The 20,846-nt window shown below is 36.4% G+C and carries 21 protein-coding genes and 2 pseudogenes; 12 read left to right on the forward strand and 11 right to left on the reverse strand.

Going from position 1 to position 20,846, the window contains the following annotated elements:
• Positions 1-6: 6 nt before the first annotated feature.
• The gene (locus J690_RS08310; RefSeq protein ID WP_032035309.1) at positions 7-1,752 is read right to left on the reverse strand and encodes a ShlB/FhaC/HecB family hemolysin secretion/activation protein; all 1,746 of its coding nucleotides are present in this window, start codon (positions 1,750-1,752) and stop codon (positions 7-9) included.
• An 83-nt stretch (positions 1,753-1,835) separates the two neighbouring features.
• On the opposite strand from J690_RS08310, the gene J690_RS0104140 reads away from it, so the two are divergent.
• Positions 1,836-2,774, forward strand: a complete 939-nt coding sequence (locus J690_RS0104140; RefSeq protein WP_032035310.1) for a hypothetical protein — start codon at positions 1,836-1,838, stop codon at positions 2,772-2,774.
• A gap of 131 nt (positions 2,775-2,905) precedes the next feature.
• Here J690_RS0104140 and J690_RS08315 read toward each other — a convergent pair whose 3' ends face one another.
• The 7 genes from J690_RS08315 to J690_RS08340 form a co-directional block, all read right to left on the reverse strand.
• Positions 2,906-3,943, reverse strand: coding sequence for a DUF932 domain-containing protein (locus J690_RS08315; protein WP_032035311.1), 1,038 nt, complete (start codon positions 3,941-3,943; stop codon positions 2,906-2,908).
• Positions 3,944-3,996: 53 nt separating this feature from the next.
• Positions 3,997-4,290 carry a hypothetical protein gene (locus J690_RS08320; RefSeq protein WP_032035312.1) on the reverse strand — a complete coding sequence of 98 codons (294 nt, stop codon included), beginning with the start codon at positions 4,288-4,290 and terminating at the stop codon, positions 3,997-3,999.
• An 83-nt stretch (positions 4,291-4,373) separates the two neighbouring features.
• Entirely contained in the window at positions 4,374-5,495 is a 1,122-nt protein-coding gene (locus tag J690_RS08325) for a hypothetical protein (RefSeq protein WP_032035313.1), read from the reverse strand.
• 109 nt (positions 5,496-5,604) lie between these two features.
• Positions 5,605-5,853, reverse strand: coding sequence for a hypothetical protein (locus J690_RS08330; protein ID WP_032035314.1), 249 nt, complete (start codon positions 5,851-5,853; stop codon positions 5,605-5,607).
• Between the two features lie 3 nt (positions 5,854-5,856).
• Positions 5,857-6,930 (reverse strand): co-chaperone DjlA, encoded by a 1,074-nt coding sequence (locus tag J690_RS08335; RefSeq protein WP_032035315.1) that lies wholly within the window; start codon positions 6,928-6,930, stop codon positions 5,857-5,859.
• A 14-nt stretch (positions 6,931-6,944) separates the two neighbouring features.
• Positions 6,945-7,094 (reverse strand): hypothetical protein, encoded by a 150-nt coding sequence (locus J690_RS24370; RefSeq protein WP_002017940.1) that lies wholly within the window; start codon positions 7,092-7,094, stop codon positions 6,945-6,947.
• A gap of 104 nt (positions 7,095-7,198) precedes the next feature.
• On the reverse strand, positions 7,199-7,459 hold the full coding sequence (locus tag J690_RS08340) for a hypothetical protein (protein ID WP_032035316.1): 261 nt from the start codon (positions 7,457-7,459) through the stop codon (positions 7,199-7,201).
• Between the two features lie 531 nt (positions 7,460-7,990).
• Here J690_RS08340 and J690_RS0104145 point away from each other — a divergent pair.
• The 3 genes from J690_RS0104145 (at position 7,991) to J690_RS08350 (ending at position 10,641) form a co-directional block, all read left to right on the forward strand.
• Positions 7,991-8,209, forward strand: a complete 219-nt coding sequence (locus tag J690_RS0104145; protein WP_032035317.1) for a hypothetical protein — start codon at positions 7,991-7,993, stop codon at positions 8,207-8,209.
• A gap of 103 nt (positions 8,210-8,312) precedes the next feature.
• Complete coding sequence (locus tag J690_RS08345; RefSeq protein ID WP_228132995.1) at positions 8,313-8,477, forward strand: hypothetical protein; 165 nt, start codon at positions 8,313-8,315, stop codon at positions 8,475-8,477.
• Between the two features lie 958 nt (positions 8,478-9,435).
• Positions 9,436-10,641, forward strand: coding sequence for a YagK/YfjJ domain-containing protein (locus tag J690_RS08350; protein WP_032035319.1), 1,206 nt, complete (start codon positions 9,436-9,438; stop codon positions 10,639-10,641).
• Positions 10,642-10,821: 180 nt separating this feature from the next.
• Here the strand turns inward: J690_RS08350 and J690_RS08355 are convergent, their stop codons facing one another.
• Positions 10,822-11,154: a hypothetical protein gene (locus tag J690_RS08355; protein WP_032035320.1), complete on the reverse strand. Its 333-nt coding sequence runs from the start codon at positions 11,152-11,154 to the stop codon at positions 10,822-10,824.
• Positions 11,155-11,615: 461 nt separating this feature from the next.
• Between J690_RS08355 and J690_RS24550 the strand changes: the two are divergent.
• The 3 genes and pseudogenes from J690_RS24550 to J690_RS08365 all read left to right on the forward strand — a co-directional run.
• Positions 11,616-11,861: pseudogene (locus tag J690_RS24550) on the forward strand (SOS response-associated peptidase); the annotation flags it as partial.
• A gap of 253 nt (positions 11,862-12,114) precedes the next feature.
• Positions 12,115-12,816, forward strand: a complete 702-nt coding sequence (gene cuyB, locus J690_RS08360; protein WP_032035321.1) for a cysteate racemase — start codon at positions 12,115-12,117, stop codon at positions 12,814-12,816.
• A 128-nt stretch (positions 12,817-12,944) separates the two neighbouring features.
• Positions 12,945-14,240, forward strand: a complete 1,296-nt coding sequence (locus J690_RS08365) for a dicarboxylate/amino acid:cation symporter (RefSeq protein WP_032035322.1) — start codon at positions 12,945-12,947, stop codon at positions 14,238-14,240.
• 53 nt (positions 14,241-14,293) lie between these two features.
• Here the strand turns inward: J690_RS08365 and J690_RS08370 are convergent, their stop codons facing one another.
• The gene (locus J690_RS08370; protein ID WP_032035323.1) at positions 14,294-15,190 is read right to left on the reverse strand and encodes a LysR substrate-binding domain-containing protein; all 897 of its coding nucleotides are present in this window, start codon (positions 15,188-15,190) and stop codon (positions 14,294-14,296) included.
• Positions 15,191-15,282: 92 nt separating this feature from the next.
• Here J690_RS08370 and J690_RS24555 point away from each other — a divergent pair.
• Positions 15,283-15,369, forward strand: a pseudogene (locus tag J690_RS24555) (LexA family protein); the annotation flags it as partial.
• 394 nt (positions 15,370-15,763) lie between these two features.
• Complete coding sequence (locus tag J690_RS08375; RefSeq protein WP_050688036.1) at positions 15,764-16,255, forward strand: YfbU family protein; 492 nt, start codon at positions 15,764-15,766, stop codon at positions 16,253-16,255.
• A gap of 79 nt (positions 16,256-16,334) precedes the next feature.
• Here J690_RS08375 and J690_RS08380 read toward each other — a convergent pair whose 3' ends face one another.
• Positions 16,335-16,799 (reverse strand): hypothetical protein, encoded by a 465-nt coding sequence (locus J690_RS08380; protein ID WP_032035325.1) that lies wholly within the window; start codon positions 16,797-16,799, stop codon positions 16,335-16,337.
• Between the two features lie 389 nt (positions 16,800-17,188).
• On the opposite strand from J690_RS08380, the gene J690_RS08385 reads away from it, so the two are divergent.
• From J690_RS08385 to J690_RS24375, 3 genes are all read left to right on the forward strand, one after another.
• On the forward strand, positions 17,189-18,346 hold the full coding sequence (locus tag J690_RS08385) for a hypothetical protein (protein ID WP_032035326.1): 1,158 nt from the start codon (positions 17,189-17,191) through the stop codon (positions 18,344-18,346).
• A 333-nt stretch (positions 18,347-18,679) separates the two neighbouring features.
• Positions 18,680-19,831: a hypothetical protein gene (locus J690_RS08390; protein ID WP_032035327.1), complete on the forward strand. Its 1,152-nt coding sequence runs from the start codon at positions 18,680-18,682 to the stop codon at positions 19,829-19,831.
• Between the two features lies 1 nt (position 19,832).
• A complete protein-coding gene (locus J690_RS24375; RefSeq protein ID WP_032035328.1) occupies positions 19,833-20,816 on the forward strand; it encodes a hypothetical protein in 984 nt (327 codons plus the stop codon).
• The last annotated feature ends 30 nt before the right edge of the window (positions 20,817-20,846 follow it).

Genomic DNA, 20,846 nt, shown 5'->3' on the forward strand with positions numbered 1-20,846 from the left:
AGTAAATTAATAAGAAAGGTTGATACTAAAACCGGTAACCCAGTCTTTTTTTATGCTGTCAGGTGCAATTAGCCCCCGACCCGTAAAGGCATCCAGATAAAAACTATTTTGATAGGTGCGTAGCCCTAAAACACTCCCGAGTAAATAACGCTGACCCGGTATGCTATTGCGACCATTGACCCAGCCCTGATCGACTGCCATATAAAACTGGGTATTAGGAATTGGTGCATTCAAGCTGATTTCTTGCTGTAGATATTGTCCGTTATCTCCGGAAAGCATGAGCTCACCATCAAAACCCCGCACGCTATAGCGCCCACCAATATAAAAGCGGTCGTTAGGTACTAAAATTTTAGGTGCATATTGCCCGCGCCAGTTAAGGCGATACTGAGCTGGTTTTTCAAGCAAAAGGAATGGTGTACTAAAACGTAAATCGGCACTTAAAAGTGGAGCACGGGAGTAACCTTCAACAGGAAGATGATTTCCCTTATTATCTGTAATATTTTCTTCAGGTGCTGTCCAAGCATTTGTCCCCATCCCACGACGGTAATCAATACTGCTATCTAATACCGCATTTCCTAAATATTGACGGTGTTGAAATCCTAAATTCCAGCCTGAGGTTTTACGGTGTAATACATCAACTTCAATATCATTCATAAAGCTTTGGCTTTCTTTATGATATATCTTCCCATAAATACTGGTTTTATGTTGCCCACTACGGCTAATAACTCGAGATAGGTTTAAATTGGCTTGTTGGCTATTACCATCATAAATAACGGGGTATTTAGATTTAGGCGCTACCGTTCCCTGTCTATAATAATAATCATTATAGCTAACACCTAAATCATAATAGCCAAAAGGTACCTGATAACTAATAAAGTAACTTCGGTTTAAGCCTTCATGAAAGTCATCTAATGAATGCCCCACGTTTAACGATAAAATATCATTTAAATGAAATGGATTATTGATGCCTATCCCGATATTTCCCGTATAGGTACCAGTGTCCTGATTACCCGAGTCATCTACACTTAAATTGAAATTAACTTTTTGTAGTGGCTGAAGTTTAAGTATTAAATCGCTATAGCCCGTTAATTCTTTATCTTGAGCACTTGCGGGAGTAATTTGCATATCTACCGCATAGACACGTTTTAGGTTTTCCAGACCCTGATCAAGTCTTTTTAAATTTACAATGTCCCCCGCTTTAAAGGGCAAGCCAGTCTTAAGCTGTAATGACGAGATTTTCCCTTCTTGTATAACAATCTTATTCAAGCGTCCGATTTGTATACTCAGGTTTAGCTTCCCCTGATTTAAGTCTTGCGGACTCACGACAATTTGGCTGGTAATAAAACCCTTTTTTAAAAGTTCATTTTGGGCATAGTTGACAATGTTATGTAAGCTTTTGGTTCCAATACATTTACCCAAAATATTCTGTGGGTGTTTTTTTATAGCTTTAACCACAAAGTTAAATTGCTGCAGTTCAGACTCAGGCTGATCATTTAAAGGGACAAGGCTAATTTCTTTAACCATTACGCATGGGCTTTCTTCAACAACCAGATGCTTAAAATCCTGTAATGGCTTGGTGTTTTGGTAAGGAGTTTGCTGAGCGAGCTGGTCTTGTATTTGCTGGTTAAGCTCTTTTAAACGTTGATCTTGAAGCACCTGACTGGGCAATGAAACGTCTTCAATCGCATAGACATAATGAGAAGAACAAATAAAAAAAATAGATAAAGGTTGAATTAAAAATCTTCTAAACATTTCCTATACAGAACAGTACGTATTAAAACAATATTTTACACAAACCTCAGTAAAATTCCATAAAGTCTTTATTTTCTTTATTTATGCAAAATCAACTTTACAAAATCTATTCAACAGAGCAAGACCGTATCTTCGGCGTTCTTCATCTTGTTATTACGGAAGAGACCATACACAATCAATTTAAGAAAACCGGAAATATAACAATAGAATCATACGTATATACAACTCCCCCAAAAAAGCCTTTTTATAATGTTTTCTTCGCATCTTACCGTGATGACTCTATTGGGAAAATTGCTAATATTTCGTCTGAAGACCCTCACGGTAAGGGGGATATTATTTTTAACATGGACCAAATTAGGGGATTAAGAATTGGTTCATTAATTATGTATTTAAAGACCGAATGGTTAAAAAAATTAGATGAAGATTTCCCTGTAAAAGGTATTCATTTTAAACCGCAAGGAAGTGTAATTCGCGCCCAAAAATTTTATGAGAATTTTGGTGTGCCCATCACTGGTTCAATGTTTCATATTGCTGATTTAAAGCTTCATACAAGCTGGGAACAAAATATTGAAGAAATTAAAATTGAAAACCTAGACAAATTAATTTCTGATCTCGCAGATGAAGAACGATTACTCATCAAAAAAATTGAATATTTAGAACAATTAAATAGCGAGAGTAGAGCTCAAATTCAAAAACTCAATATTTTTAACTTTTGGATTCCCAAAAAGTTCATAGATCAGAGTGAAAAAATTAAGAATATCACTAGTGATGTTAACAACAATCTATCATTTAATAAGCTTGAAAATAAAATTGAGCATCTAAGCCAGCTCTTTTTTCATTTACCTAAACTTCACGAAGAATTGGCTAAGAAAATTAAAAATAATCAAAAAGAAAACTATTACTGGAGTCTATCGCAGACACCATTTAGATTTAAAGTAGCACTAGGTAGGCTTTTTAATCAATTATTATTACCTGGACTTGTTATTTTAATCAGCTTAGCATTTTATTTTAACTATCGATAAATTATAAATAATCATTATTAGCCCATCTTTGATGATGAGCTAATAATTTGATTTAAATCACACTTTCATGTAATTGATCAACTTAGGCTAAACAGTTAAGCTTAAGTTAAACTGAATAGTACACAGTATTTTTAAGATACCATTCTTAGAGCCTGTTCCAGTCCGCGTTGTTTAATAGTTGCGCCCATTCCAAACCATGCCGAATTCAATCTGTGATCTCGACTCATCGCACGGCGTTCATGGTCAACAAACTCAGTGATACTACAAAGCAAACCATAAGCCGTATCTTTAGCAGAACTTAACTCAGCTCCTCGTCCCTGCCCATTAAACATAGTGATTGCTTTTGACATTGCTCGACCATTTGGCTCAGATTTGGAGTTTGATTTTTTGTACATAGATGCTGCTTTAAGGTAATACTGAATGATACTTTCATCCTGTTCGGCAATGCTTAGATTGGTGTTATTAAACACAGCATCAAAGTAGGCTGCTGCTTCCTGTTGAGTGACTTTACGTTGACTGAGTTGTTTCATTTCATACATGTGCTCGTCCCATGCATGAATCGAAATACCCAATTGCTGTTTAATCTTCTCTGCATCGAACTTGGTACTGTGTGGAACTTTTACCACGCCAGCACTTCTATTCTGCCCACGTACGGCAATCGCCAGAGTGTTATTACATACCACGCGAATACTAGTGAACTGCGCCGTGGTTGCCAGTGTGCCATCACATGCTGTTGCTAATAAAATATAACCATTACTGACATCCTTACCTTTCAGTGCTACCGATTGTCCTGTTCTTGCCAATGCCCAGAACTTACGTCCACCTTTAAGTACACCCGCCGTTTCCAGTTCAAAACCCGATTGCTCAGTCAGGTCTCGGTAAAACTCCAGAATCTCTCTAGGCTGGACTTCCTGATAGCGCTGACTCACTACCGAGAGTGGTGCATGCGTATCTGAACGATAAAGCACTCGCTGCTCTTCATAAGGCATCAGGATATTTTGTCCCCGTTCATTCTTTGCCATATAACTAACATTGGATGATTCAATCCGCCAGTCCATACCCGCCTGCTGTGCCCATACTTCAATTGGCTGATTTTGAGGAAGTTGATTACCTAAGCCATGCCAAGGGGTTTGACCAACGAATGCCATATTTTCTATTTGATGTGCCATGATTGATTTCCTTTAAGTGATTTAAATAATTTGAATGCTGTAAACGATGAGAATTACGAGAAGCCTGATTGCTGGATTTCAAAATGTTCCAGACATTGCTCACACTGGTAATGCAAAGTCACCATGTTGTCTTGATGCTGAACGTAGAGCAGAAACATGCCACCGATAACCAAACCCACAAAGCCGCCCACCAAAGGATGTACAGGGCTGCGCTTTGACAACTGCATACAAGCTGCTGCTAGCGACATGGGTGAAAATGATGAAAGCTTTGCAAATACACCTGAAGTGGGTTCAGTCTTGCGGAGTAATGTGATGTGTAATGAATGACAGTAAGGACACTGGTGCATGTACCTCTCCCTTGAATAAAAGGCATAAAAAAAGGACCTGCCTGATCGGCAAGTCCTCTGGAAGGATTAAGTTTTAAATAGTGCTATTCAGCCTGTTGACGTTTTGCTTCCCATTGTTTGGTATACGTTTCTGCTGGAAGGTAATGCTTTAAACCGAATTCAAACTGATTCCTTGGTGAGTTCAATACATCCTGAAATGGTTGCGTTGTGAAATCGTCATTCGGTTCCGCCCATGAATCAATCGATTTTTGTTCAAACTTAATGGGTTTATACACTTGGGTATAGATGAGGGATTCACCGCCTACCCGTTGCTGTTGGGTAATCTGGGAACGAAACTTAAAGAACAGTACCCCAGATACTTTTAAGTGGTTTTGTTTAAAGTCCATGATATAAGCTCGCGCCCAACCAGAACCTTTTACCAACTCCTGTGCATCTGCTGCTGCCATAGATAGCGTTAATAAAGTTTCCAGTCTTCGAGATGAAGCATTCTCTTCAATCTTTAAGGTCAGAATACCTTGATCAGCATTGTACTGATAATCAGGGTCTGCAAATCCACCCTTAATGTAAAGTCGACGCATGGCTTTATTTAAGGCGTTCTGCAATAGGTTGACATCATAATCAACCTGATAAGCCTTCAACTCTGCTTGGGTCTGTTCTACACGTAACTGGTATTGCTCCGTGGTTTCAAACTCACCTTTCGGTTTAATAATCGGTGTTTTTAACATCCGGACATAGTTGATCGCCAGATTATTGGCAGACTGATAGAGCTGATCACTGGTTAAATCAAAAAGAACTTGATCCATCCCATCCATAGGCCCACTTTCACGCCCCATCACTACAATCTGATCGTTACGTAGCTTCAGATTCTGTCTTAATATCGTAGCGACTTGATCAAATGTACGGAGATCATGATCTTCCCGTCTGTCGACAGTATCGAGAGGGAATCTAGCTGGACTCGGATATTGGTAATTGTCCTCTGGAAAGTTGCCCAGAATATCACTATCAATCAAAGGCAAAGGTTGCACAGCAGTTTTTGAGAGAATGACTGGTGATGTTGCTACGGTTTCAGTTTCAGTCTCACTCTCGCCTGAACCAGAGACATCACTATATTCATCCTGTACCGTTTGCGGCTCCTCTTTTTTTGAACAGCCACCGAGAAATAAAACACTGACAATACAGCAGCAAAGTAATTGTTTTTTCATCATGGTAAGTACTCTAAATTCGAATTTATTCACGTGATAGGCAAGTCTGATCAGGAGGTTTCCATCAGGATCAGTACCTTCTTCATATGGGTAATGTGTATTTAAAATTTCTTTATTTATGATTTTCCTGATTGAGGTCAGCTTGCTCAAAAGCATGAACTTCATCTCTGTCAGTAATACTTGTCACTGCTGTATCATCAGGACTCATTGCAGGACGGCGGATATCTTCCAGCATCTGTTTTGCTTGTTGATCCTGAGCACGGTCGTAGGCATAAAACAACGCAAAAGACTGAATAAAAATCACGATATAAGCGGCATACCATTTCCAGCGCCGTTTCAACCGTTGGGTATTGATCTTCATCAGCTACACTCCCAGATAGGCTTTTAATACAGCCCTAGCCTGATTAAGTTGCTGGGCCTGTTGCTCAATCAGTTGTCGTACTGATTCGGGTAAGCTCTGGTATTTATCCGGATGGAAATCTGCCATCTTTTTTCGGTAAGCAGCTTGCAGGGTTTGCTCACTCAATACATGAGGTTGAATCTCAAGAAGTTGGCATGCCTGTCGTTGCTCATGATTCAAGTCAGGAGTTCTTTTCTTATTTTGTTCTTCTGCTAAACATTGATAGATAATTTTGACTAGGTCTGGAAAGACTGCCCTAGAGACGTTAGTTACCCGGCATAAATGAGTCATGAACAAATCAGCCTGCTCCTGCTCAATTTTTCCTAATGCCATGGCATAGACCAGTTGCTCAATCATCTCCCTACGAAAGTTATAGGCAAGTCTATCTTTCAAGCCTGCCAGCCGATGCAACAAATCTTCATAATCAAAGCGTACCTGTTCATTCAGTAGTTTTTCGACATACTGATGCACTGCCTGATCATTCAATTTATTAAAATGATCGGATACAACTTCTTTTGATCGAGCATTCCACTGCCTCGTATTAAAGGTAATAAAATAGGCAAACAGATCAATCAGGATCTGCATCTCGGCATCAATTCTTACAACTTTCTGATGAGTGCCTTGTCTACCATGTTGCCCCTGACAACATTCCTTTAGGAAGGCAACTAGGGTTCTCACAACAGCTTTATCCAGTTGAGTAAAGTTCAGTTCATCCTGACCATTGATCAAAATGGAACTGGTAAGTATTCCAATGTCAGCCTCTACACGCTGGATGTGTTCAAACAGATAGGCTTTTTCATCTTCAAAGCTGGCTTTATAAAATATCCCCTTTTCCGTGAGACACATCCCCACCTTGGCACTGCCAAATACTGTGTCATCAATTAACATCAATACATCGTTGGGACTGACACCATGAGGAAGATAGCTCATAGCACCTTGTAACTTCTTATTAGGAATGACTGGCGCGAAATAAATATTGTCGCTACTTCGTAATAAAGGCACCCACTGACTTTGCTGGATTCGATCCGATATACTCATCGTCATAAATCCCCCTAGAAGAACCAGCGTATAAATATAAAAGGCCAGACTAAAGCACGTCCTAGTAGATAAGCACCAGAGTAATGACCCGGATATTCCCAAATGCAATACAGCCAGTAGCCAATGACAATCGTAAAATAGAAGGTGAAAAATGGATGTTTCATGATCAATATTCCTAAATTTGGTTGCATAAGCCCTTCCCGCTGCCCAGACAGGCAACAGGAAATGAGTGCTTCTATGATTTACTTAAGGCTTTAAATATCTACTGCTAAAACTTGTCTACGCATTGCTCACCAGATTGATACACCACGCGGTCAAAATCAGAAGGTAGGTAGTTCACACGTTCAATCTGGCGCATGACGGTTTTTCCATAGTGTTCTTCGACCTTGTCATAGACACAAGAGCAATAGCTGCGGCTGCCTCCCATGTTGTAGCAGCCATGCTTCATGCCCTTTTCGAAATCGGAAGAACAGCCATTCATGATCAGAACACTGATACCCACCACACCCATCAGAATCTTATTTTTCATCGTTATATCCAGTGACAAGGTCATGGAGCTTAGGCTTTTTTAGGCAATACAAAGCCCTGCCACGGTGTATCTCACATGACATATTTATTAAGTTAAATTTTTAGACGCAAAAAACTAAAGCTTGAGAAACAGTAAGTTCATCAAACTCTATTCAAACTAGTCGGGAGGTGTAAAAAGAATATGCATAGCCAACTCCTTTATATTGGGAGTTCTGCCAAAGCATTAGAGAATTATGGTGGCAGAACGAGAAAGGGTTCGCGGACTGGTCTTAGGGCCAGCACACCCGAAGGTGTCCCCCTCCCGTTCCACCGCAGAGAGGGGGCACGAGGGGCTGAGTACTAAAAGTAAAACCTTTAATACTCCTAAGAATGGTCCGCGACGACCAACTGGCAATGTAGGCCAGCACGCAAAGGATAATGTGCAACATTTAAGGTGTCAATGATCTATCGACTAAGTCGTAAAGTGATTGTTATTGATTTTCATTAGATTAGCCCATTAAACTAACCATTAAGTAAATTTAAGGATGTTTCAGTGGTTCGGTTAAAGTGTCTTGGTGGCCCCCTGTATGGACAAGAATATTCTCATGCACATGATGAGTTTATTTTTAAAGACAAACAGACAGGAAAACAGACGCGTTATATTAAACAGACTGTAGACTTCACACCGCCCCAAGAGTTCTTTGTAGCAGAGTCAATTTCTAAAACCGTAGCCTACCATCTTGCGTTGCAATTAATAAAAAGACCTTATTAAAATTAGAAAAGATTATATATTCAAACCTTAGTCGTATCTCATATTGACCCTACTTTAAGAATATGCCATGTTTCTAAAATCATTAATTTTTTTAGGTAAAAACATGTCAATTCCAATGAACCCTCATGAACAAGCAGACTTTGATCAATTTGAAGAAGATAGAGAAGAACAAATTAAGCAAATCATGATTGAAAAAGGCTGTTCTGAAAGTGATGCCAGAGTAATATGGGAAAAGGAATATGCTGAAGCAATGTCACAAGATGACTAGAATAAATCTTAATGTAAACCTATCTATTTAGTCTTATTTCAATAAGTGTTAGGGGCATTAAATGTCCCTAACAGACTTTTTAAATTAGTAAAATATATGTAATGGACGTTTAATTTGGAGCTCAATGAGAGAGATTTACCACACTAATTTCATCATTTTAAAATGCGTATAGTTTTTATAATTTTTTGCCTCTAAACAGCTACTTACCTGTAAGTCCGTACAACTTTTCAATGTATGTTTTAGGTTAATAAACAACTAAAACAACTATCTACAAGCATCATCGTACACAATGAGATGAGTATATCTTCAGGATATAAAATACCGATTTAATTCTTCATTGTTCTAGCTTCATAAGAAGACTAATTAAGTTATTTTTTACGGCGTTGGCACATCATACGAGATAAAAATTACCGAGTCTAGTTCGTGAGCAAAAGAACATTTTAGTCTGCTTAAGTCCGTATATCGGACTCATCCAAATATGCTCGTATTTCCGAGAAGGTTGAAACTGCCGTATAGAAGTAGAAAACATGTGAGCGTAGTTTAGGTTTTAAATTATTTATATATCTAATATACAAATATCTATAGAGACTAAATCTAAATATATTTAATTAACTAACCTGTGTAACCAGTTCTCTAGTGATTCAGTAGATTCATACAATCCAGTATTCCAGATGAAATATATATCCAAGATATATTTCATCCATGATTAATACACATACCTAGAGCAACGTTCTCACTCCAGTGTCTCTCCGATCAACAGGCAATCCGATCTGTCCCATGGCTGGTAGTACTGACATCCTAATCAGTCGATGCACTTTAGTCCGTCCATGAAGACTGCTAGCTACTCCCCTAATTAATTCTTGAGCTCATTGAGGGCACGGCTCAAAACAGTGTCCCAAGGAGAGCTTTATCTAGTTTATGCAAATACACCATCCAACTTCCCATTAGGTATATATCTATGAACCACCGCATTACTAAACCGAACTTAGCGTCTACTGCTGGGCAATGGTCTTTAGATGACCTAGAAGCACTTCAGTTACTCGATCAGATTCAGGAAGATTATTCTTGTTATGAGGTAAACAACGATGAAGGTGACCTAGTTGAATTTCGATTGCTTTCTCATCCTGAAACTCAATGTTTTATTGACCGCTTACAATTAGGGATTCATTGTCGTAAGCAACGTTCTTTAGCTTCATTGCGAACGACTAAAGGCATTCAGGGCAATAAGAAACTATCCGTGCAATATGCAAAAGACCTTCCAGTTCAATTAATCGCAGCATTACCCTCCATCTTCTCCATGCCAGTGTCTAACACCTATACTGTGAGCGTAGAGTTAGAAGCCATCCATTCAGTCATTCAAGACTTATCGGATGCAGAGAGATTCGTTCTAGGTACATTTACTTCAACTAGTGTTTATATCAACGAGCAAACTCAAGCTTACGTGGATGCTTTGAATCGATTCCAGAACCTGCTAAATGAGAGAATAAGCAGCGCTAAAGTCCGTAAACGATTGAATAGCCGGAAAGACAGTCGATTAAAGACCAAAGAGAAAATGATTGAGCTGGTACATGCCCTATTGCATGTCCATTCTAAAATACTGGTTGTTCGAATAGACCTCGGCATTATGCGAGACCCAGAGAGTTTAATAAACAATCATATTTCACCTGACCAATGGCAATCTGAACAGGATAGCCAATTCATTCTAAAAGCACTTAAACGCCTCAATGAGAATGCCAGAATGAATCGCATGAAGCATGCGCTGGGTTATATCCATCGCATTGAATACGGCCCTCAGAAGGGTTATCACGTCCATGCTTATTACTTCTTTGATGGGCAAGACCATTGGGCAGATATTACTTGGGGGCAGTACATTGCCAAACAATGGCAACAAGTGACCAATAACCAAGGCTCGGTATTTATCTGTAATATGAAGAAAGAAGATTACCGTTATTGTGCTTTAGGGATGTTGGATTATTCTGACGTAGAGATGCTAAAGAACCTCGAACAGAGTTTTGATTATCTTTGCAAGAATGACCAGTATTTTCAATTTATGAAGCAGAAACGGTTTAGAGGATTCCGTACCAGTCAGCCTCCTGAAATCCCTGAAGTTAAAATGGGATGCCCTCGGAAACATGATCAATCACATTTACGGATGTGCGGATAGGTTAGATAGCTCAGTAATCTTTATGTGAAATCTGATAGGTTCTAAGTCGATATGGTTATTTATACATCCACTTATCAAGCCTTGGGTATAAACAACCCAAGGTATTTTTTCTTTAAAATCACAGGTCATGTCTAAGTAAAAATACACTTACACTCTTATTCTTTAATTCTAGAAAACCCGTTATTCGTGTAAATCAAGTAAATGATTAGCTCTAATATACTCATCAATCAACTTAAGAAACTTGATTCTTTTTTTGCCTTTACGGACTGTCTTTTTCGAAATATAAAAGATATCAATCCAACCTAGGTTTAAGCGATGTTCATTTTTAGGAAGCTCAAGAATAATAGGAAATATTAAATGATCACCTAAAAATACCACAATGTAATCTTTGTTAGGCACATCAGGGGTAATTGTTACGTTGAAAGTTATATGGTGATAATCCTCCTCAAGATGGGGTAGTTCTTTGCCAGCCTCGATCTCAAAGAAACGTTTTAAAAATTGATTATTATTCATAAAGACCCTTTCACCAAACTCTATAGCATACAATGAGTTTATAGCCGAGTTGCTCACTCATATATCTTAAAGCTACATAAACTTGCTAAGTAACAATTTGATTTAAAATTATTTTAAAGTTCTTTCAATTATATCTAACAACCTAACTTTCTCGAGAAGTAAATCTGAAATTGCATCCAGTCTATTTTCTGCTGAACACCAGTAAATACATAGCCAACGTTCGGTACCTCTACGATAATTCTCAACTTTCTGATCTAGATACCGCGCATCAGATTGGGTACCTAAAATAGAAAAGGCTTCTTTTTCTCGCTCAGGAGATAGATTTAAGATGTAAGTAATTACTTTTATGACCGTTTGTCCATCCTCTTGTTTGACAAGAATGGTAATTTTAACAGGTTATTGATTTATTTAATCTAATTTACAAAAATAAAAAGTTATAATAAAAGTTAAAGGATTTAGCTATAAATGCAAGCTACGAACCGATTGAAAAAGATCGGATCGACCTTCTTAAACTTTTCGAACTAACGTTTGAGTATAAGGCCGATATTTACTCTGGTTACGACTGCCCTTTACTTTTTAGTAACAATGGCAATATATAATGGCGACAAGTAAAGTTCGGTATGATTCCATCATGGCAACATGATCTTAAATTTTCTAAATACACTTACAATACAAGAACTGAGATTGTAGATAAAAAATCTAACTTTTATTAAAAAACCTAATTAAAAATTTTACCATTAAAATGCAAAAATAATGCAATTTACAGAAACATTATGCAAAAAACGCATTGGAAATAACTACATATTAATTAAAAAATTTTAAAATCAAAAGGTTATGCTTTATTTTCAAATTACTATAATAATTTATTATGCAATTTTCAGATTACTTATCTATTTTTCGCAATTTCATAAGATTTTTTTCTGTAAAGCTACACACATATGTTAGTTAAAGGAAATACTTATGAATAAACCAATAGGAATTTTAGGGGGGATGGGCCCTCAAGCCACTGTTGATGCTATGAGTAAGATTATTAAGAATACCATGGCGAAGTGTGATCAAGAACATATTCCTGTTATCACGGTTTCTATTCCAGATATACCTGATAGAACAGAATCTATTTTAAATCATAATGATAAACCTCTTAAAAAAATGAGTGAATACTTAAAGATCTTAGAAAATGCCAATGTGGGATGTATTATTATTCCATGTAACACTGCTCACTTTTGGTTTAATCAATTGCAAGAACGCACTCACACAAAAATGATCAGCATCATTGAGTCTGCTGTTAAGCACATTGAAAAAACTGATACCAGAGAAGTTTGTATTCTGGCAACTTCTGCCACTATCTCGACACAGCTTTATCAAAATAAATTTGCTGAAAATAATATGAAATTCTCAACTCCTTCTTCTGAAGTCCAACAAAAAATAATGGATAGTATTTATAAATACAAATCAGGAAACTATGAGGAGTCCAAAGAAATAATAAATCAAGTTATTAATTTATATGAATTAAATTCAGATAGAAAATTTTTACTTGCGTGTACGGAACTTCCTTTAATTTTAGAAGAATGGATTAAAAGCTATCCAGATTTATTCATTGATGCAACTGATCTCTTAATTCGTAATGCTATTTATTGGTATCAATACGAGCAAAAAATATGAACTTTTATATAGACCAACTCCTATGCACTTTATGCATAGGTGTTGGTCTATATGCATGAGGCTGCGATAAAAAGCTGTCATAACTAAAAAAGGACATTTTAGTTCTTAAGCAAATATGTAGGTAAAACATGAAAAAGGAAACCACTGTACGTTATGTATTCATAGCTATTTTTCTTGGTGCAATAATTGGATTTATTTGTCACAACTTAGCATCTACTCCAGAAGAGGCAAAGGAAATATCATCTTATTTCAATCTTTTGACGGATATATTTCTAAGATTGATTAAAATGATAATTGCACCATTAATTTTTTCAACAATTGTAGTTGGGATAGTGTCCATGGGCCGCTCTTCTTCTATTGGAAAAATTACATTCAAAGCTATGGCTTGGTTCATCTCAGCTTCCTTAATTTCTCTAGGACTGGGCATGCTATTTGCAAATATTTTTCAACCTGGTGCTGGATTAAACTTAACAACGGATCATGTGTCTAATGTATTACCAACTTCAATTAATACTGAAGGGTTTACACTAAGTGGGTTTATTACACATCTTTTTCCACGAAGCTTTGCTGAAGCTATGGCAAACAATGAAATTTTACAGATATTAATTTTTTCAATTTTTTTTGGTAAAGCTTTAAGTTTTGTGAACTCCCAGTATGCATCTATCATTTTTAAAATTGTTGAAGAACTCAGCAATATTATGTTTAAGATTACAGAATATGTAATGAAATTCGCACCTGTAGCTGCTTTCTCAGCTATTGCATCAGCTATTACAGTACAAGGTGTAGCAGTTTTCGCAAATTATGCGACATTCCTTGGTTCATTCTTTTTAGCATTGTTAGTGCTGTTATTCATTTTATTCTCTTTTTCTTATCTTTTCTTAAAGAAAGACACTTTCACTTTGGCTAAACTCATCCGCGAACCTGTTATGCTTGCTTTTGTAACTACAAGTAGTGAATCAGCATATCCTAAAACTATGGATGCATTAAATAAGTTTGGAGTTCCTAAACAAGTAACTAGCTTTGTTCTTCCATTAGGTTATTCATTTAATCTAGATGGTTCAATGATGTATGCTGCTTTTGCAATTTTATTTATTGCTCAAGCTTATAATATTGATTTGAGTATTATGCAACAAGTTTTAATTCTCCTAACACTTATGATTACAAGTAAGGGGATTGCAGGGGTATCAAAAGCTTCTATTGTTGTAGTGGCAGCAACATTAAGCTTATTTAAATTACCTGAAGCTGGTTTATTACTAATTTTAGCAATTGACCAATTTTTAGATATGGGACGTACAGCTACAAATGTTGTAGGAAATAGTATTGCTACAGCAGTTATCGCTAGAACTACGCAATTAGATGAACTTTCAGAAGAAGTCAACACTAGTACACAAGTGATCATGAGTACTGAGCAACAAACTTCTTAATAAAAGTTTAGTAAGAGGGAGATAAAAATTAATAATTTATCTCCCTCTTAAATTTAAACGATTGCCCAATCAATTGCTTTAATAAAGCTCCATAATCCTTCTGAGGCCGTATTTAATCGAGAACTACTTCTATAGAGATAAATATCAACTGATAACACGGATTCTTTTAATGGAATAATTATTAGTTCATTCTCTTTCAATTCTTCTTGAATACTGTAATCTGGTAACCACCCAACTCCATAGCCTCCCTTAATCATATCTTTTAATAAGATACTCATAGACGAAACAAAGGTTGTACTAAAATAAGTTGATTGATTATCTTGAAGAAATTTATTTACTTTTTTCCCCATGTAACTATCATCAGTATAATTCATTAATGGAAGAGAATTATCCTCAAGTGAAAATTTAGGGCGCCCTAAATGATTTGCAGCTGTTACTAAGTATAATTTAGCTGAAAAAAGCTTATGACATAAAAATTGTGGATTCATAAGCTCATCATCATAAAAAGAAGCAATAAAATCACATTTGCCATTTCTTAAATGATCAACTGTCTCATTTACATTAATCGATTCAACATGAAATATTTTTTCCTCATAGTTTTTTAAGTTTCCTAATATTTTTGGGAAAATAAAACCCGCTAAAGAATGTGCTGAAGCTATTGTAACTTTACTTCTTAAATCGTTAGTTCCTTTAATTTTATCTATATTGTATTCAAAATCATCTAGAAAACTTCTTACATGTAAAAGGAATAATTTACCCTTTTCTGTTAATTGTAAAGGAGATATATCTCTATCAAAAATTTCAAATCCTAAAGAATTTTCTAGTGTTTGAATACGTCTACTTAAGGAAGACTGTGAGATATTTCGTATATCAGCAGCAATAGTAAAGTTTCGATATTTTTCTAATATGATAAGATCATACAACCATTTTAACTCTATATTTTGTATCATTAAAATCCTGCCACTAATTTGAATCTAAATCAAAATTTAGAATAATAAATAATTATAAGCTTAACGTACCAACGCAAGGATTTTAAGATGAAATTGCACCATCCATCATCCAAATAAAACCATATCTACAAAATGGTATTGTTTTATCTGAGGACTTATCAATCAATGCAGCTTTACCTATGCATAACGACGACTACTCCAATTAAATCTTGAATGCTCATTGAGGGCACTGCTCAAACAGTGTCCCAAGATGAGCTTTGTCTAATTATCCAAAATACATCATCCAACTTGTAGGTATATATCTATGAACCACTGCATTACCAAACCAAACTTAGCGTCTGATGCCCTCGAAAGCATGATCAGTCGCACCTCAAGCTCTCTTCTGCCCCTTCTTAGCTGCATGTTGAGAGTGCATCTTCCCATCATGATCTTAGCCTTAGTCCGCCTAGAGAGGTCTAAGGCTGTTCAAGCCAACTTGTCCTTAAGTTAAACAATATTATGTTCCAGCTCTTGAAATAATTAAAAATAAAACAATATATTAATTTATAATACTTCTAAAAGAGCAGCAAATACATGGACATTGAAATAACAGACAAAGAACGCTTAATTCTTGCTAACCAATATGAAATCTTGGGTCTCCTTAAAAAAGAGGATTACTACCTAGATTTGGCAGAACAATTACGAGATGGGCACAAATGGCTCTATCGACAAAGTTTTGATACCTTTTCTGACAATCTTTCAGATGAAGATGCTGAATTAGTACTCAATATTCTTGAGGTATATGAAGCATTACAAGATAGCTATGATGCTTTAAGTGATACATCAGGCATCTCACCTCAAGATGTAAAGTTTGCTGGTTTTGACGGTAATAATGAATCAGAATTTATGCGCTTTGTTGATGCCCTCAAAAAATCGAATCGTTTTGTTGATGTCATTAACGATGGGGTAAGAAATTCCCACATGCCAAAAGTTGGCAGATATCAGAATATGATTCAGAAATGGCATGAGCTAGATCGCTCGTACTCCTTAACAAAGGACCAAATTTTATATATTTTAGGTCGATAAAACGCTCACTGAGTAAAGCCCTAGTTGGGCTTTACTCTAGGGTTAGACTATCTAGTTCGTCAGAATTTTTTTAAACATTTCAGATAGATTTTGCATTTTTGAATGCTAATCGAGCTTCAATATACGCAAATCTCGCGGCCCAAGTAAAAATTAAAATTATCCCCAACGCTAGGAACGTTTTATCAAGCGTAAGAACATTTTTTTTGAGTATAAACATTAAAACTGAACTTACTGAAAGTGCAGAAAAAATTAGACATCCATAAACTAAAGCGGCACCAACGGCATACGCACCAACCTTTTTGATTTTTCTATTTATTGTCCACGGCTCTATCCCATCCCGAAGTTGTACACTAGTACGCACTCCACTCAAAATTCCTTTAATAATTTTTTCAAATGAAAGTTTGTTCTCTGTTAGTTTCTGGAGACGCTCATTGCTATAAACTAAAAGAGCAAGAATAATAGACAAAGCAACTAACCAATCCATTACAGGCACTACACTCGTCGGAATTGTAACAAATGGAAGAATTTCTTTTAAAAAGCTCATAATTAACGATATCTCCTCGTGAAAACGCTAATTTATCAAAAAAATAAAAAATGCATTGAAATCCGTGGAAAAGTTAAAAAAATTATTAATTTTTTTGTTGAGCAGATCAAATCAGATAAAAATTTATGTAAAGGATTTACTAAAGTTCTTTTTTTTATGCACTCCACTTGAGTTTTTAAGTAACCCAACTCCACTATCAAAAATCCCATTAAACAACTAAAATTACGACATACTGACCAATATAAGAATAGCCTGCATCTAAGTGAATGATGTTTCACAAACATAAAAAATTCTTTTCTATTATAAAGTTAGTATTACTCTACTCATTATTATCGCTTATATTACTTACTTAACTTTTCATCAAATTATGATGCTTGAGAATAACGGTAATGAATAATAGCGAAACAGATCATCTCTATAGCCCCCCGCCATTTACAGGATTTGACCCAAGTCATTTTGAAGATATAGATGATGAAGAGAATGAGGAGAGCGATGATCTAACTCCTTACATCCTTGAACAGCTTGGTATCTATGAAAGCTTCGTTCTTTACTACTATAAGTGTCAGAAAGTAGGCAATAGTGATTTATTGCTAACTCATCCAGACGACTTTGCAATTGCAGCCGAAGATAAGGCTATTATGTATCAAGCCACTTATTGCATGTCAGAACAAATGGAGGTCTTGAGCCCTTATGATGACTATCTGTACCTCAGAGACGAGCTATCAAAAAACCCCTTTGAAATTGCTCAAAAACCTGAAGAGTTACTTTTAGCGTATATGTTCTGTCTTTGTAAGGATACCCGTAAAGAACTCTGGGATGGTGAGATAGAAAAATGTAAAAGCAATATTGAATATATCAAATATATCTTTATGAAATTACAGGACTTAACACGTAGTATTTATGAGCTATGGTCCAAAAATCCACATGAAATACCTACGACTCATAATGAAATAGCCTATAACTATCCAATTGCAAATGAGCTTCGGTATATCGTTGATCCTGACTATGATAAGAGTATCCATGTAGCCTTAGGTAAAAAGAAGACTTCTCTTTTAAGTGAATGGCATATTTTCCAATTCAAAGAACTCCTTAAAAAAAATGCTGCCAAGAAAGGAGGCTGGAAATCTGTACATGCAGCGGTTGAAGCAATGGCAAGTATTTTTATTTGTCAGTTAGAAAAACAAGTATTTCTAACAGCTGAATTATTTAAAATAGGCCGCAAAGAATTCATTAAATTGTATCAACATACTCACAATCGGCTACAAATAGAATTAGAAGATAATGCATGGCTTAATAGTCACCCCTCCAATCAAGAACGCCGTGAATTAGCTGAACAAAAGATGATTCACCTCGATATGTTAATCGAAGAGCAGCAAAACCTATGTGATGCCTTAAAACGAAAGAAATGGAAGCTAAATATTGATGGTTATAAAAATTTATTAAAAACGTATTATAGCGTAGATACCCTTTCTAATTGGATTCGGGGAGATAAAGTTCTTCTTGAACAAATTCTGCTAAAACCAAATTCAAGCAAGAAAAAAATATAATCTAAAAAAAGCAAATAATTTAAAGATTAAACTCAAAGCCCCTATCTTCGGATAGGGGCTTTGTTTTATGTCATAAATATTTAAAAATATAAAAAACAATAACTTAATAGGCAACCCGAAAAAATCCACTCTATCTTTCATTACTCTCTATCACATGTTCAGCCATACAGGATTTTAGGAATACGTATTAGAGAAGGATTTGCCAGCTCCTTCTCTAGTCTCAACAGAATGATGATGAGTTTCAGCATAGGACCCTTAACTCATGTCAAACACGGGTATGACAGAAATGATACAGCTAAGCAGGTATTTGCTTAGCTCAGCAGCAGTAGAGAGATGACGGAGTTTAAAGCTAAGAAATTGAGGACATTGATCTGTGAAAATCAGGTCACCCTTGCACCATCTGATGTTTATCAGTCACGGTTTTTATACAGTGACTTTCGGTTAGATCGGATGATGGATATCCCCTGCTTTGTTCAGGAATGTAATAAGACCCAGTTGCCAGCTGCAACGGTCAAACAGACAGATCAAGGGAGAGAATATTTTGAATATGAGGACTGGTTCAGACCATTCATCAAGAAGATTGATGACCTGATAAACACCAATCCTGATTTCTTAAAGCCTTTCGATGTATGTGTAGAGACTCAATGTTTCTTCAAAACATTAGATGCAATGAGTAGCCCTCCAAGCCTATACGGCTTGTTTGAAAGAAATTTGAGAGGAAGAAACCCAAGTAATTTGAAACAACGAATCGAATTACTTAATGAATTTATTGAATTGTTACGTAAGGAGCTAAACAGCCCAACCGTTAAAGATGTTATTCGGAAAAGAGAGGAGCAACACAAAGAGAACTTTACGTCATGTAAGTTGCTAGTAAGCAAGTTACTCCAGAAGTACGGTCAGCTAAGGGTTATACCTGTAGATTTTGCTTATACACCAGATCAGCAAGATTTACTGCACAGCAATCCAACCGACCTGAAACAGGAGTTTCATGGGTCTCATCGACTTGAGCTACTTAAACATCAGATAGCTCAACTCCTTGAGAACCGACGGCGTAATAAAACCCTGAAACAAATTGTAGGGTATCTCTTTAGCTTTGGACATAGCCTTAAAAAAGGCTTCTTTGTCAAAGTGATCTTTTTTCTGGATGGCAATTCTCATGGTCAGGCTAAGGATTACGTCGAGTACTTGTCTCAATACTGGAGCAGGCTGACGGATCAACAAGGCTGTACGTATTTCTGTGATGGTGACTTAAGCCAATCCCCTACTCTGGGGATTAGCCTGGTCAAAGAAACGGATAAAGAACAACGGGAGAATCTCATGTTGGGGATTCAATATCGCTGTCAGTTAGAACAGTTTTTTAGATTGAAATATTTAGCTACGAACTCTTATAGAAGACTACAGATGAGCCAACCTCCTGTAATCAATAAGAGAAAGCTTAAAACAAATGGTTTAAATCAGAATTTGAATGTGAAGAAGGGCAAATAGAATGTTAACCCAAAGTCAACGTATACAAAGTCAGGCAATTGCTGCTATAGCTCAAATGCCTTATAGCCCAACTACATGCATCAACAGCATCGTACACAGTTGCCAGGAAATATTGAAAACTAAATCTGTTTACTCACCACAAGTCGATGAAGATGGTGTGAAAAGGATGTATTTAAATCAATATGGGCATAAACTTGTTTCAACTATGCCAATCATCAAAGACTGCCCTTTTATAAATGGACGAATAGCTCATGCAAAAGTACATCCGTTCTTAGAAGCAATCTATCCCTTTTTAAGCCAGACAGGACTCATCTGCATCCAACCCAATCAGGAGCTTAACCAGAGTTTTATTCTGGAAAAGATTCAACAGTTCCTGAATTATCTGTTAACACGCCAATATGCTCAACTCATTCAAGACTGGAATGAGCTATTGCTTGAGGCTAAAGCACAATTTGATGCCTATATCAAATGTCTCAAAAAAATAGTGTCTGGCTATGATGTCCATGAATTGTTGTGTTACTACCCGATCAATCAAGACATGTACCCCAATGCTGCTTTAGCCAATCAGTCTGATTTTGCGAAATCAATGGATAAAGAAATCACCCGACTCATCTGCCAGAGTGAGGAAAATAAGGTGTGTGGCGTATTAGTCAAACGAGAGCTGACTATTCATCACCAACTCGTACACCGTTATTTAATCTTTACAGAATGTCAGTACATTGATGACCCATCTAGTTTTACCAATCTGGGATTTATGGAAGAGGTTAAACATTTGATAGAACCGAACAGCCAGAATCGTATTGGATTAACACCCAATCACCTCAATGGATTTTTATTGAGCAACCGATTCATTAAGAAATCCTCTGACTTCATAGAACAGATGAAACTATTGAAAGCATATGTGGTTAGTACAGATCAATTCATCAGAGTTGGTGGAATACAGCCTACTTTTGATGTTTTGTTTTCTAAAGCTCAAAAAGATTGATTATTGAACAACCCAAGAACTGAAAATACC

Source organism: Acinetobacter sp. 742879 (assembly GCF_000588535.1).
Lineage (GTDB): Bacteria > Pseudomonadota > Gammaproteobacteria > Pseudomonadales > Moraxellaceae > Acinetobacter > Acinetobacter pittii.

Coding starts and splice junctions, on each gene's coding strand:
- J690_RS08375 (WP_050688036.1), top strand. CDS start 15,764: ATGGACATTGAAATAACAGACAAAGAACGCTTAATTCTTGCTAACCAA.
- J690_RS08325 (WP_032035313.1), bottom strand. CDS start 5,495: ATGATGAAAAAACAATTACTTTGCTGCTGTATTGTCAGTGTTTTATTT.
- J690_RS08385 (WP_032035326.1), top strand. CDS start 17,189: ATGAATAATAGCGAAACAGATCATCTCTATAGCCCCCCGCCATTTACA.
- J690_RS08315 (WP_032035311.1), bottom strand. CDS start 3,943: ATGGCACATCAAATAGAAAATATGGCATTCGTTGGTCAAACCCCTTGG.
- J690_RS0104140 (WP_032035310.1), top strand. CDS start 1,836: ATGCAAAATCAACTTTACAAAATCTATTCAACAGAGCAAGACCGTATC.
- J690_RS24375 (WP_032035328.1), top strand. CDS start 19,833: ATGTTAACCCAAAGTCAACGTATACAAAGTCAGGCAATTGCTGCTATA.
- J690_RS08370 (WP_032035323.1), bottom strand. CDS start 15,190: ATGATACAAAATATAGAGTTAAAATGGTTGTATGATCTTATCATATTA.
- J690_RS08335 (WP_032035315.1), bottom strand. CDS start 6,930: ATGAGTATATCGGATCGAATCCAGCAAAGTCAGTGGGTGCCTTTATTA.
- J690_RS08390 (WP_032035327.1), top strand. CDS start 18,680: ATGACGGAGTTTAAAGCTAAGAAATTGAGGACATTGATCTGTGAAAAT.
- J690_RS08320 (WP_032035312.1), bottom strand. CDS start 4,290: ATGCACCAGTGTCCTTACTGTCATTCATTACACATCACATTACTCCGC.
- J690_RS08380 (WP_032035325.1), bottom strand. CDS start 16,799: ATGAGCTTTTTAAAAGAAATTCTTCCATTTGTTACAATTCCGACGAGT.
- J690_RS08365 (WP_032035322.1), top strand. CDS start 12,945: ATGAAAAAGGAAACCACTGTACGTTATGTATTCATAGCTATTTTTCTT.
- cuyB (WP_032035321.1), top strand. CDS start 12,115: ATGAATAAACCAATAGGAATTTTAGGGGGGATGGGCCCTCAAGCCACT.
- J690_RS08340 (WP_032035316.1), bottom strand. CDS start 7,459: ATGAAAAATAAGATTCTGATGGGTGTGGTGGGTATCAGTGTTCTGATC.
- J690_RS08330 (WP_032035314.1), bottom strand. CDS start 5,853: ATGAAGATCAATACCCAACGGTTGAAACGGCGCTGGAAATGGTATGCC.
- J690_RS08310 (WP_032035309.1), bottom strand. CDS start 1,752: ATGTTTAGAAGATTTTTAATTCAACCTTTATCTATTTTTTTTATTTGT.
- J690_RS24370 (WP_002017940.1), bottom strand. CDS start 7,094: ATGAAACATCCATTTTTCACCTTCTATTTTACGATTGTCATTGGCTAC.
- J690_RS08355 (WP_032035320.1), bottom strand. CDS start 11,154: ATGAATAATAATCAATTTTTAAAACGTTTCTTTGAGATCGAGGCTGGC.
- J690_RS08350 (WP_032035319.1), top strand. CDS start 9,436: ATGAACCACCGCATTACTAAACCGAACTTAGCGTCTACTGCTGGGCAA.
- J690_RS08345 (WP_228132995.1), top strand. CDS start 8,313: ATGTCAATTCCAATGAACCCTCATGAACAAGCAGACTTTGATCAATTT.